The organism is Ideonella sp. P3_A4 (assembly GCF_056403075.1).
This window is the reverse complement of the sequence record NZ_JBFUGE010000159.1, coordinates 1-11953: the sequence shown is the minus strand read 5'-3', so window position 1 is coordinate 11953 and position 11953 is coordinate 1. Positions and strand designations below refer to the sequence as shown.

The following is an 11953-nucleotide window of genomic DNA, read 5'->3' as shown; positions in this document are numbered from 1 at the left end:
CACGAACACCGGCACCTTGTGCGCCGCGCGCAGATCCATCACCTGCTTGGCCCGCTCGCGCAACTCGTTCAGGCTGGCCTCGTCCGCACCGCGCTGCTTCGCGTGCAGGAAGAGATTACCGGTGTAGACCACATCCTTCCATCCGGGGTCGTAGACCTGACGGATCGCTGGAGCTCGGTAGGCGCGGCCACCGATCAGCAGAGGCACACCTGGCGCCGCCTCACGAATGGCGCTGTTCAGCTCGGCGTAGAACGCCTTGATCTGATCGTCCGGCACGCCCGGCGGGTTGGGTTCGGGCAAGGGCTCGAACATGCCGATGTACGGCGTGTCCCGGTAGCGGTTGGCAATGAAGCGCCACGCCGAGACGAACTTCTGCCGCGCCGCCGTGTCGGTCCAGAAGTTGTGGCCCTTGGGGTATTCACCGCGCGGGTCGCAGTACTTGCGCTCCTGCGCGTTCTGCGTGCCGTTCTGGCCGCAGTCCGAGTCGATGAACAGCACGATCCACAACTTGGCCGCCGAAGCCCAGCGGACCATCTCGTCCAGGTGTTTCAGGTGAGCCGAGTCGATGCCGGCGGTCGTGGTGGCGTTGTCGTCGCGGCTGTCGATGTCCTTGCCTTCGTAGTTGCCCCACCAGCGCAGCGGTATGCGCACGACGTTGGCGCCTTGTGCGGCGTTGTCTGCCGCGTCCGAAGGCTGGCTCTTGCCCCAGTGGCCCCAGTTCCAGCCGCGCAGCAGGATGGGGTGGCCGCTGGGGTCGAGGATCTCCTGCCCTTGGACCGACAGGTGCTCCGCGGCAAGAGCCGAAGCGGGCACCGTCATCGACAGCGACAGGCCAAGCGCCAAAGTCAGGGGGCGTACAAGCATGGAGTCCTCCTTGGGCTTCGATGGTGGGTCTCACGGCAAACGGCTTGCCTGACATGAGTGGCACATCGTGCTGATCCATCGTGTTCGCCGCGTGTTGCTCGCATGCCCGACGGTTGGAAACAAGGCGTTAGATGTTCGACCCCAATTCGCGTCGCAGCACCGGCGCGATCCGCGCCACCAGCCCAGCAATCTGCTCCGCAGGGCTGCCGGCATAGGACAACACCAGACCGCGCTTCACGGTGCCAACGCAATACACCGACAGCGGGATCACCGTGACGCCCAGCGCCCGGCAACGCAGCGCGAGCGCCTGGTCGTCGACCTGGTCGGGCAGCCCGATCGTCAGGTGCACTCCGCGTGCGCCGCCCAGCAGGCGCAAGCGCTCAGGCGCGTCGAGCAGATCGGGCAGGTGCTGCCACAGTGCCTGCACCAGCGCTTCGCGCCGCGCGCCGTATTCGCGCCGCAGCGCCCGCACATGCGCGGCGTAGTGGCCTTCGGCAATGAAACGCGCCAGCCCGTGTTGCACCAGCTGGTCGCCGTCGCGGTAGAAGTCGGCCGAGGCATCGCCGAACACGCCGGCCAACGCCGCCGGCACGACCATGAAGCCGACCCGGATGCCGGGGTACATGGTCTTGCTGAAGCTGCCGAGGTACAGCACCCGCCCGCCGGCGCCGACGTCGCCTTCCAGCCCTTGCAGCGAAGGGAAAGGCATGCCGGTGTAGCGGTACTCGCTGTCGTAGTCGTCTTCGATCAGCAGCGTGCCGTGCTGGCGGGCGTGGGCCAGCCAATCAAGCCGGCGCGCTAACGGCATCACCGCGCCGGTCGGGAACTGGTGTGATGGCGTCAGGTAGGCCAGGCGAGGGCGCGGTGCGCCGCGAGTGGGCGCCGGTGGCACCGGCAGCCCATCGTCGTCGACGTCGATCGGTTGCAGCGTCAGCCCCAGGTCGGCCAGCGTCTGGCTGGCGCCCCAGTAGCAGGGGTTCTCGATCCAGACCCGGTCGCCGGGATCGCACAGCAGCCGGGCGATCAGGTCGAGCGACTGCGCGGTGCTGTCGGTGATGATGACCTGCTCGGGCTCACAGCGCACGCCACGGGTGGTGCGCACATGCTGCGCGATCGCCTGTCGTAAGGGCGGCGCACCACCCGGCTCGCCGGCACCCAGCAACGCGGCGTCGACGTGGCGCAGTGGCTGGGCCAGCAGGCGGTTCCATAGCGCGTGCGGGAACAGGTGGGCGTCGAACAAGCCCGGGCAGAACGGCTGCCGGCTCCAGAAGCGGTGCAGCGGGTGCACCTGATAGCGCTCGCCGCGGGCCGACAGCGTGGGGGCGGGGAGCGGCGCTGCTTTGGCTTGCGCGCGAGCCGGGCGGGCGCTGACACGCTCGGGCGCGACCCGGCAGGCGTAGGTGCCAGAGCCCTGGCCGGCGACGACAAAGCCCTCGGCCGCGAGCTGCGCGTAGACCGCCACCAGCGTGTTGCGTGCCACGCCCAGGCGCTGCGCCAATGCCCGCGTCGCCGGCAGGCGTTGACCGGCAGCGATCACACCCTGTAGAACGGCATCACGCAACCCCTGCGCCAAGCGGGCACCGAGGGGCTGGTCGGGCTCGGCCTCGCCTCGGGCGGCCAGCCAGTCGGACAAGGTATCAGTCAGCGAAGCCTGCGTCATTGTTCACACCCACCCATGCGCCGCGCCAAAGTGGACCAATCGAAGAAGCGAAAAGTGGACCAATCCACTGGTCCATTTCAATCCTATCATCCGGCCTCGACCGCTATGCCCCTACCCATGAGCCCGATCACGCCCTTGCCCCCCATCGACCGTGCGCAGGCCTCCGCCGCGCTGTCCCGCCTGGGCGTCAAAGCGGTGGAATGCGCGCTGGGTGACTTCACCTCGCTGGCACGCGGCAAGCGGGTGAACCGCGACGATTTCCTGTCGCTGGGCGGTTGCAAGCTGCCGTCGGTGATCCTCGGTCTGACGCTGACGGCCGGCGAGCCGGACGAAGTCTTCGGCCCGATGCTGCCGACCAGCTACATCGACATGCACCTGGTGCCCGACCTGGCCACGCTGGCGCCGCGCCCCGGCCGCCCGGGCGAAGCCACCGTGCTGTGCGAGCCGACGGGCCGCTGGTGGTCCGCGCACCATGGACGCGAGATCGACGCCAGTGAGCTGTCGCCGCGTGCCGCGCTGCGCCGCGTGATCGCCGGTTTCGAGTCGCAAGGCCTGCAGGCCCTGGTCGCACCTGAACTCGAACTTTTCCTGCTGCACCGCGAAGAGGCCGATGGCCGTGTGAACCTGGGCAGCGCCCGTGGCCACAAGGGTGCTCTGGCCCGCGAAGGTGCCTGCGAGGCCTTTTCACTCGAACGTGCCGGCCACTTTGAGGCGTACTTCGACGAGCTGTACGCGGCCTGCGAGGCGATGGCGATTCCGCTGTCGGGCCACGCACACGAATCGGCGTTGTCGCAGTACGAGGTCAACTTCCGCCCCGGCGCGCCATTGGCCCAGGCCGATGCGGTGTTCCGCTTCAAGCGCGTGGCGCGCGAGATTGCAGCTCGCCACGGCTTCCTGGCCAGCTTCGCTGCCAAGCCCTTTCTCGACCAGCCGGGCACCGGCATGCACTGGCACTTCAGCGTGCAGCGCCGCGCCGCCGCGGGCGAGTGGCCGCACCTGTTTGCCCATGCGACGGGCGACAGCAGCGACGAGCTGGGCCACTTCGTCGCCGGCCTGCAGACCCACACGCCGGCCGCGATGGCGTTCTTCGCGCCTTACGACATGGCCTACGACCGCATCGCGTTGAGCGACGCGTCGCCCTCGCATTCGAGCTGGGGCCCCGAAGACCGCTCGTTCGCATTCCGCATCCCCAGCTCGGGCCCGCAGGCCCGCCGGGTCGAGAACCGCCTGCCCGGTGGCGACGCGAACCCGTACCTGACCGTGGCCGCCACGCTGGGCCTCGGCTTGGCCGGCCTGGCCGCTGCGCAAGCCCCGCACCCGGGCGCTGACGACGCGCACGCGCTGCCGCGCACGCTGCCTGCCGCGTTGGACGCGCTGACCGCCAGCCCGATGCTGCGCGAGCTGTTCGGCGCCCCGCTGGTCGATGCCTTCGTCGCGATCAAGCGCCACGAGCACGCCGAGCGCGCCAAGCTGGCCGACCCGCGCCATCAGTGGGACCTGACCCACCTGATCGAATTGGCATGAAGCCCCCACGCTCCCTTCCGGTCGCTGCCCCCCCGAGGGGGCTCTTGCAGCGGCCCGGCCAAGCCGGATCCGCGCAAGGCCCTTGGTTCAGTCGCCTTCCTTCATCGCGACCCGCGTTGAAACCACTTCAGAGAGTCTCGAGATGTTTCGCAGCAGCCCCCAACACACCGACACCTACTACGCCGCCACCTCGCGTGAATGGCAGGTCAATCGCCCGGCGCTCGACGAGCACCTGAGCGTCGACGTCTGCGTCGTCGGCGCCGGCTTCTTCGGCCTGTACTGCGCGCTCGAACTGGCCCGTGCCGGCAAGAAGGTCGCGGTGCTTGACGCATCGCGCGTCGGCTGGGGCGCCTCGGGCCGCAACGGYGGSCAGATGATCATTGGCTTCCCGTGCGGCATGCAGCGCCTGAAGGGCGTGATGGGCTACGAGCGCGCGAAGGAAATGTTCGACGAGTCGCGCCGCGCGGTGCGCAAGATTCGCACGCTGATGCGCGAAGAGCAGATCGACTGCGACCTGGTCGAGGGCCACCTCGAAGTCGCCGTGCTGCCGCGCCGCATCGGCGACCTGACCGACTGGATCGAGGAATGCCAGCACGAGTGGTTCTACGACAAGCTGCAGTTCGTCGACAAGGCGAACATGCCGAAGTACCTGAACTCCGATCGTTACCAGGCCGGCATCATCGATCCTGAAGGCGCGCACATCCACCCGCTGAAGTACGTGCTGGGCCTGGCCCGCGCGGTCGAGTCGGCCGGCGCGCGCATCTACGAACAGACCAAGGTCGAAGGCTACGAAGAAGGCCCGAACGGCATCACCGTGAACGTGGCCGGCGGCCTGAAGGTCAAGTGCGACCAGATCGTGCTGGGCGCCAACGCCTATGTCGATCAGGTCGAGCGCAAGCTGTCGTCGCGCATGCTGCCGGTCGGCACCTTCATCGGCGTGACCGAGGTGCTGGGTGAGTCGGTCTGCCGCAGCATGATTCCGAAGAACCACGCGGTCTACGACAACCAGTTCATCCTCGAGTACTTCCGCACCACGGCCGACCACCGGCTGCTGTTCGGCGGCAAGTGCACCTACCTGGGCGGCACGCCGACCAACCTGCCCGAGGCGATGAAGACCAACATCAAGCGCGCCTTCCCGCAGCTGCGGGACGCGAAGATGGACTACGCCTGGGGCGGCCACATCGACATCACGATGCGCCGCATGCCCGACTGGGGCCGTCGCAACGACCGCGTCTTCTGGGCCCAGGGCTTCTGCGGCCACGGCCTGGTGCCGACCCGCGTCGCGGCCACGCTGGTCACCGAAGCGATGCAGGGCAACACCGAGCGGCTCGACTGGTTCTCCGGCATCGTCAACCCGCCGTTCCCCGGCGGCGAACGCCTGGGCGGCCTGATGCAAGCCGCCGGCATGGGCTGGTACCGGCTGCGCGACTTCGTCTGATGCCGCAACGCATCCTGCATCGGCGCGGCAAGCTCGCGCTGGTCAGCCTGATGTTGGCCGTCTCGGCGTTGCCGAGTTGCCTGCGGTCCCAGGGTCGGATGGCGGACACGCAAGACAAGCCCGCTGCACAGCCGGTTGTGGCAAAGCACGCCGGCCCCGAAGGCGCCGCGCCGCGCTGATCGAATTGCGCGTACGGCGCGCGGCGAACTCGTCTGACCGCCAGTCGGGTTCGGCAGCGCCTTTGCCTGGTTGGTCACAAGGCCATCGCGTTCTTCTGACTGCTTCCTACACTGCGCCTCGGCGCCCGGCATGGCGTTGGGCACCGAACAGTTGAGGAGCACTTCCATGAGACTGGCGAGTACCTATTGGGCAACCCTGGCGGCCACGGCTGCCCTCACTCTGACGATGGCCGGGCCCGCCGCCGCGCAGGAGTCGAGCTACAACCCCGGCACCGTCTGGCAGTTCTCGAACATCCAGATCGAGCCTGGGCAGTTCGAGCGGTATGTCGACTACCTGGCCGGCAACTGGCGCAAGATCAATGAGTTTGGCAAGAAGGAAGGCATGGTCGTTTCGTACCACGTCTTCACGGTCAACAACCGACGCGAGAGCGAGCCGGATCTGATCCTCGCCGTCGAATACAAGGACTACTTCTCGAACGCCCAGCAACTGGCCTTCCAGAAGAAGATCGAGGCGATGCTGGCCAGCGATGCCCACAAGCTGGACGCTGCAGGTGGCGAACGCAAGGTGATGCGCAAGTTGATCGGTGGCATGGAACTGCAGGAGCTGCAGTTCAAGTGACGGCGCGCGACGGCGGCTTCTTGCGCTTCGCGGTGCCGCCGCAGATGTAGTCAGACAGACCTGCCACCAGCGCTGCAAAGGTCACCGCGCAGCGTGGGCTGTCACGCAGGTCTTGGTGCATCGCGACCCAGGTGTCGAGCGGGAAGGAGAACGGGTTGGGCAGCACGCGCACCAACCCTTCTCGGCGGGCCAGGCCGACCTGGCAGACGCCGAGGCCGAAGCCGGCGCGGATCATGGCCAGTTGCGCCAGATCGCTGTCGGCGCGCAGCGCGAAGAGTGAGCGGTCAAAGCCGCCAATGGTTGACTGCATGCGCCGCAGCCGTGCGGTTTCCTTGTCGAAGCCGATCAGGCTGTGGTTGGCCAGTTCTTCGACACGCTTGGGTGTGCCGCAGCGGGCCAGGTAGTCCGGCCTCGCGTGCATGCCTAGCTCGATCGCGCCGACGCGGCGGGCGATCAGCGCGCTCTGCGTCGGCTGCACCATGCGCACGGCGATGTCGGCTTCGCGCCGCAGCAGGTCGTCCATCTGGTTCGACAGCACGAGCTCGATCACCAACTCGGGGTGCTCTTGCCGCAGCGTGGCGAGGATCGGCGGCAGCACTTCGACGCTGACCACCTCACTGGCGGTGATGCGCACGGTACCGCGCACGCCTTCGCGCTGGCCGCTGGCGGTGCGCAACAGCGCCGCGGCGGTGTCGGCCAGTCCGATCGCGTAGGGCTTCAGCGCCTGCGCCGCGTCGGTCGGTGCGAAGCCGTCGAACGAGCGGGTGAACAGCTTCAGCTGCAGTGCGGCTTCCAGTGCATCGATGTGGCGGCCCAGCGTGGGCTGGGTCAACCCCAGCGCACGCGCCGCGGCCGACAACGAACCCTGGTCCAGCACGGCCAGGAACGAGCGGTACCACTGCCAATCCGGTTCCATGGGAGGCTATTCAATCATGAATAGCTTCTAGGCGCATCTCGGCAATTTTCTTTTTACCCCCGGACTCGCACACTGCCGTCCATCGCATCTCACTTCACCGCTGAAAGGAAACTCCGATGTCCACCACCGCACCCCAGACCGCCCCGAAGATCGCGCTGTTCGGCGCCGCCGGCGTCATCGGCCAAAGCATTGCCAGCGCGCTGCGTGAGCAGGGCCACGCCTACCGCGTCGTCGGCCGAAGCGAAGGCAGCCTGCTGCGCCAGTTCGGCGCCGACCCGCTGGCCGAGATCGTGACCTGGAACCCAGATTCGCCCGCGTCAGTGCAGGCAGCTGCCAGCGGCATCGACACGCTGATCTACATGGTTGGCGTCGACTACTGGCGCTTCGAGCTGCACCCGCAGCTGATGAAGAAGACGATCGATGGCGCCATCGCCGCCGGCGTCAAGCGCATCCTGCTGATCGGCACGGTCTACCCCTACGGCCTGCCGAAGACGCCGACGGTGCGTGAAGACCATCCACGTGAGCCGCACACCTTCAAGGGCCGGATGCGCAAGGCGCAAGAAGATCTGCTGCTGCAAGCCGCCGCCGAAGGCAAGATCGAAGCCGCTGTGCTGCGCCTTCCTGATTTCTACGGTCCCGGCGTCGAAGCGAGCTTCTTGCATGGTGCCGCGACGGCGGCAGTGAACGGCGGCACGGCCGACCTCGTCGGCCCGATCGACACGCCGCACGAGTTCGTCTTCGTGCCGGATGTCGGCCCGGTCGTTGCCAAGCTGATCGACACGCCGGCGGCCTTCAGCGGCCGGCGCGTCTGGCACCTCGCCGGTGCCGGCGCCACCAGCCAGCTGGCGCTGCTGAAGGAGATGGGTCGTCAGGCCGGCCGCGAGATCAAGCGCCGCGTCGCCGGCAAGACGATGCTGCGCGTGCTGGGCCTGTTCAAGCCGTTCATGCGCGAGATGGTCGAGATGCACTACCTGCAGACGCAGCCGGTGCTGATGGACGACAGTGCGCTGCAACGCCTGATCGGCCCGATCCGCAAGACTGCCTACGCCGAAGGCATCCGCCAGACGCTGCAGGCGGTGCGCGACGGCGTGGACAGCACGCCGCCCGCAGGTGCCCGCCGCGCCAAGTCGGTGACCGCCTGAGCGTTATAGGAAACCCAGGCTGCGTTTGGCGCCGAAGTGCACGAGGTTCGGCAGGATCTTGTCGAGCTGGCCATCGCCGGCGCCGAACCAACCGAGCAGCGTGCTGGCGAACTGGTCGACGCTGCTGGTCGGGATCCAGCGGCCTTGCAGTTCCCACGAGTCGACGCCCACGTCGTCCGGCCCGCCCAGCACCAGCTGCGGGTACTTGCCATAGGTCTCGCCGCCCTTGACCGAGCCGCCGATCACGAGCTGGTGGTTGCCCCAGGCGTGGTCGGTGCCGGCGGTGGAGTTCGGTGCGAAGGTGCGGCCGAAGTCGCTTTGCGTGAAGGTCGTGACGGCAGGCGCGAGGCCAAGGTTGACCAGCGCCTGCTGGAACGCCGCCATCGCGTCGCCCAGCTCCTTCAGCAGCGTCGCATGCAGGCCCAGCAGCGAGTTGTCACCGATCTGCCCGCTGTGAGTGTCGTAGCCGCCCTGTTGCGCAAAGAAGATCTGCCGGTTGCCCTGCACCTGCGCATTCGAGCGGATCAGCTTGGCGATCTGGTACAGCTGCTGCCCCATCAACGTGGAGATCTTGCCGTCGACGATCAGCGGCGCGAAGGCGCTGTCGATGGCCGGCGTGGAGTCGGCATCACCGGGCATCGATTTGACGATCGCGGCCAGCCGCTCCGACATCTCGAAGGCATTGGTCTGCTGCGCGGTGTAGGCCTGGCCCAGCACCAGCGGCTGCGGCTCGGCATACAGCGCGTCGATCGCCTGGCGGCGCAGGCGGTTCGGCTCCCAGTCGGTGTCGTCGGGGCCGAGGCCATAGGCGCCGAAGGTGGCGCCCGGGCCGGGCAGCACCAGCGGCGAGGGCCGCATGTCCTCGACGCCGAAGCGGCCGTTGCCGCCGACCGAGATCACCGGATTCACGGTGCCCAGCACCTTCGAGGCGCGGCCGCCCCAGCCGGTGCGTGTCATCGAGTCGCTGGTGCCGGTCTCCCACTCGATCTGCTGGTCGGCGTGTGAGAACAGCGCATCGGGGATCAGCTCGCTGCCATCGGGCGCATCGCGGTATTGCTCTTTCGTCAGCGGCTTGTAGAGCGGTCCGACGTTGAACACGGGCGCCAGCTGGTGGCTGGACCAGAACGGCTGCAGCGCGGACAACGAAGGGTGCAGGCCAAAGTTCGATCCGGCCAACGACACCAGGCTGGACTGGGGCAACGCGAGCGAGCCGCGCACCGAGGCGTACTGCTGGTAGTGGCTGGTGTCGGTCGGCACGATCACGTTCATGCCGTCGTTGCCGCCGTACAGGAAGATGCAGACCAGCGCCTTGTAGTCGGCCGCGTAGGCCGGCTGCGTGCCAAGCGCGAGGTGGCCGAGTGTGGCGGCGCCGAACGCGCCGGCGAGAGTGCCGCCGGCACGCTGCAGCCATTGGCGGCGTGAAAGGCGAAGGAGGTGTTCGCGAGTGGGGATGTTCATCGTCATGTCCTCGCGTTCAACGCTGCACCTGGTAGTCCGGCGAGCCGAGCACCAGGTAGGCGGCGGCCTTCACACGCTGGATCTTCCAGTTGTTCGGGTCGGTCGTCGGCGACCACCACTTGACGGCCTTCAGCACCTTGGCGCGCGGCGCCTCGGGCAGCAGCCGGCCGAGCGTCATCATCGACAGGCCATCGACCAGCCGCTCGGCGTTGTTCGCGTCGGGCAGGAAGGCCGTCAGGTCGACGCCGGTGCCGATCGCGCCGGGCACGTTCGGGTCGGGTGTCGAGCCGTTCCAGTCGAGCAGGTAGGTCAGGAAGTTCAGCCGCTCGAGCGCGGTGTTCGAGTTGTGGACGCCGAACTCGGGCCCGACCAGCGAGGTGCCGGAGACGGGATAGTCGCTCGGGTAGAAGCTGAAGACCGAAGGCGGGCGGAAGACCGGCTGGCGCAACAGCTCGGCCCACCAGTAGTACAACGCGGCGCCGTCGGTGTGGCCGTTCAGCGCGCGGACGGCGCCGGTAATGTGAAGGATCGGCTCGCGCAGGTGGCCGCTCTTCTCCTGGTCCCACTTGTCGCCGCGGGCCTCGCTGTCGAGCAGGATCGCCGCGACGGTGGCCGCCATGTCACCGATCTTGCCTTCGCCGAACGTGCGGCCACCGGCCTGGAAGGTGCCCGCCTTGAACGCGCTCGCGACGCGGCCGACGTACTTGGCCGACGGGTTGCTCTTGACCAGATGCTGGATCAGCTTCTTCGCGACGAATGGCGGCGTGTTCGGGTGCTGCATCAGGCTGTCGAGCACCTTGCTCAACGCCTGGGTCGAGTTGCTGTTGGCGGTCACGAACACGTCGGACAGCAAGTGGCGCTTGCCGGCATCGCGAAACGCCGTGGCCGGCACCATGTCGCCACCGAAGTAGGCGCAGTTCGCACCGGTCGGCCAGCAACCCCAGGCCGTCTGCCCACCGGGCGGGTAGGTCCAGCCGGTCAGCGCATAGGCGTATTCGCGCACCGTCTCGTTGTTGTAGGTCGGCTTGCACTTGCCGGTGGCCAGCGTGCCGTCGGCGTTGAGCTTGCAGGTGCCGATCGAGAACAGCTGCAGCAGCTCGCGTGCGTAGTTCTCGTTCGGCAGCGCCTTGTCGTTGTTGACCATGTCGAGAAACTCGCCCATCAGCGGCGACAGGGTCGTGCGGCGGAGCAGCTCGCGGTAGTTGCCGAACGCGTTGTCCAGCAGCATGTTCTCGTAGTTGCGCCAGCCGTAGGTGCCGTAGACGGTGTTGCTGCTGATCACGAGGATCTGCTGCAGCGCATGGGCCACGCGCTGGCGCAGTTGGTCCGGCTGCTCGGTGGCGTTGCGGTAGAAGTCCCAAGTCACCGGCTCGACCGAGTAGTAGTCGCGCCAGCACCAGACGTTGTTGATCTGGTCCGGCCGGCTGCAATAGAACTCGGGACGTGTGTTCTTGTGGATCGCGTCGTCGGCGCCGCGCGTGTAGACCGAGCCGGTGGTCTTCATCTGCTTGCTGATCCAGCCGCCGGCACCGAGCGTTTCGATCTCGGTGATCAGCGCGCTGTTCGGCCCGAAGGTGGCCTGCTGCGCGAGCCGCACCGCGTCGGACTGTTCGGCCGTCGCGACGAACGACAGCCCTGCGAACGGGTCTGCGCGCTTTTCGCGGCCCGCGGACTGTGCCTGCTGCCGCGTGGCCGCATCGGCCTCGTTTGTTGCCGCTTCGTCGGTCGTCTCCGACCCACCGCAGGCGGCCAGCAACGCCGCGCTGGTCAAGCCCAACCCCACCCAGCGCCGCGTTTGAACGCGGCCCGATCGTGCACCCATGGACGCCCCTGTTCTCGGCAGCGCCATGGTGGGCTGCCGGTGCCCGGACTGTGAACTTTCTTGACGAACCGCTGTATCCAAACCTAACGCGCCTGCTGTAGAGCCGCGCGCGGCTGGTAACGGCCCTCACAAGTGGAGACGGCTCAATGTCAGATGCCGCTAGGCTGTCGGTCTGCTATTTACGCGTTCTCGTAGTGCCATGACACTCACCCGACTCCTCGCCGTGTTGATCGCGGCAGGCATTGCGCTGCCGGCGGCCGCCGCCAACGACCGCTTCGGCATCCAGATGCTCTACAAGAGCGTGACGGGGGGCAAGAACTGGCTCTCGACC

General features: G+C 67.6%; 10 protein-coding genes. 5 read left to right on the top strand and 5 right to left on the bottom strand.

Annotated features, from left to right (window positions below; translation table 11 throughout):
- On the bottom strand, positions 1-864 hold an 864-nt coding region (locus AC1DYI_RS15590), incomplete at its 3' end, for a glycoside hydrolase family 5 protein (RefSeq protein ID WP_477205040.1).
- A gap of 127 nt (positions 865-991) precedes the next feature.
- Positions 992-2524: a MocR-like pyridoxine biosynthesis transcription factor PdxR gene (pdxR, locus tag AC1DYI_RS15585; RefSeq protein WP_477205039.1), complete on the bottom strand. Its 1533-nt coding sequence runs from the start codon at positions 2522-2524 to the stop codon at positions 992-994.
- A 117-nt stretch (positions 2525-2641) separates the two neighbouring features.
- Between pdxR and AC1DYI_RS15580 the strand changes: the two genes are divergently transcribed.
- The 4 genes from AC1DYI_RS15580 (at position 2642) to AC1DYI_RS15565 (ending at position 6284) form a co-directional block, all read left to right on the top strand.
- Positions 2642-4048, top strand: a complete 1407-nt coding sequence (locus AC1DYI_RS15580) for a glutamine synthetase family protein (RefSeq protein WP_477205038.1) — start codon at positions 2642-2644, stop codon at positions 4046-4048.
- Positions 4049-4190: 142 nt separating this feature from the next.
- A complete protein-coding gene (locus tag AC1DYI_RS15575; protein WP_477205037.1) occupies positions 4191-5486 on the top strand; it encodes an NAD(P)/FAD-dependent oxidoreductase in 1296 nt (431 codons plus the stop codon).
- Complete coding sequence (locus tag AC1DYI_RS15570; protein WP_477205036.1) at positions 5486-5665, top strand: hypothetical protein; 180 nt, start codon at positions 5486-5488, stop codon at positions 5663-5665. Before AC1DYI_RS15575 ends, AC1DYI_RS15570 begins: the two co-directional genes overlap by 1 nt.
- Before the next feature lie 166 nt (positions 5666-5831).
- Positions 5832-6284: a hypothetical protein gene (locus tag AC1DYI_RS15565; protein ID WP_477205035.1), complete on the top strand. Its 453-nt coding sequence runs from the start codon at positions 5832-5834 to the stop codon at positions 6282-6284.
- Here the strand turns inward: AC1DYI_RS15565 and AC1DYI_RS15560 are convergent.
- Positions 6277-7200: a LysR family transcriptional regulator gene (locus AC1DYI_RS15560; protein ID WP_477205034.1), complete on the bottom strand. Its 924-nt coding sequence runs from the start codon at positions 7198-7200 to the stop codon at positions 6277-6279. The genes AC1DYI_RS15565 and AC1DYI_RS15560 overlap by 8 nt on opposite strands.
- A gap of 116 nt (positions 7201-7316) precedes the next feature.
- Between AC1DYI_RS15560 and AC1DYI_RS15555 the strand changes: the two genes are divergently transcribed.
- Complete coding sequence (locus tag AC1DYI_RS15555) at positions 7317-8342, top strand: NAD-dependent epimerase/dehydratase family protein (RefSeq protein ID WP_477205033.1); 1026 nt, start codon at positions 7317-7319, stop codon at positions 8340-8342.
- A 3-nt stretch (positions 8343-8345) separates the two neighbouring features.
- Here AC1DYI_RS15555 and AC1DYI_RS15550 read toward each other — a convergent pair whose 3' ends face one another.
- Both AC1DYI_RS15550 and AC1DYI_RS15545 read right to left on the bottom strand, forming a co-directional pair.
- A complete protein-coding gene (locus AC1DYI_RS15550; protein ID WP_477205032.1) occupies positions 8346-9800 on the bottom strand; it encodes a DUF1501 domain-containing protein in 1455 nt (484 codons plus the stop codon).
- Positions 9801-9816: 16 nt separating this feature from the next.
- Positions 9817-11622 carry a DUF1800 domain-containing protein gene (locus AC1DYI_RS15545; RefSeq protein WP_477205031.1) on the bottom strand — a complete coding sequence of 602 codons (1806 nt, stop codon included), beginning with the start codon at positions 11620-11622 and terminating at the stop codon, positions 9817-9819.
- Between the last annotated feature and the right edge of the window lie 331 nt (positions 11623-11953).

Bases quoted from the DNA above. Each gene is read 5' to 3' on its own strand.
- AC1DYI_RS15555 (WP_477205033.1), top strand. From the start codon at position 7,317: ATGTCCACCACCGCACCCCAGACCGCCCCGAAGATCGCGCTGTTCGGC.
- AC1DYI_RS15570 (WP_477205036.1), top strand. From the start codon at position 5,486: ATGCCGCAACGCATCCTGCATCGGCGCGGCAAGCTCGCGCTGGTCAGC.
- AC1DYI_RS15560 (WP_477205034.1), bottom strand. From the start codon at position 7,200: ATGGAACCGGATTGGCAGTGGTACCGCTCGTTCCTGGCCGTGCTGGAC.
- pdxR (WP_477205039.1), bottom strand. From the start codon at position 2,524: ATGACGCAGGCTTCGCTGACTGATACCTTGTCCGACTGGCTGGCCGCC.
- AC1DYI_RS15550 (WP_477205032.1), bottom strand. From the start codon at position 9,800: ATGAACATCCCCACTCGCGAACACCTCCTTCGCCTTTCACGCCGCCAA.
- AC1DYI_RS15545 (WP_477205031.1), bottom strand. From the start codon at position 11,622: ATGGGTGCACGATCGGGCCGCGTTCAAACGCGGCGCTGGGTGGGGTTG.
- AC1DYI_RS15580 (WP_477205038.1), top strand. From the start codon at position 2,642: ATGAGCCCGATCACGCCCTTGCCCCCCATCGACCGTGCGCAGGCCTCC.
- AC1DYI_RS15565 (WP_477205035.1), top strand. From the start codon at position 5,832: ATGAGACTGGCGAGTACCTATTGGGCAACCCTGGCGGCCACGGCTGCC.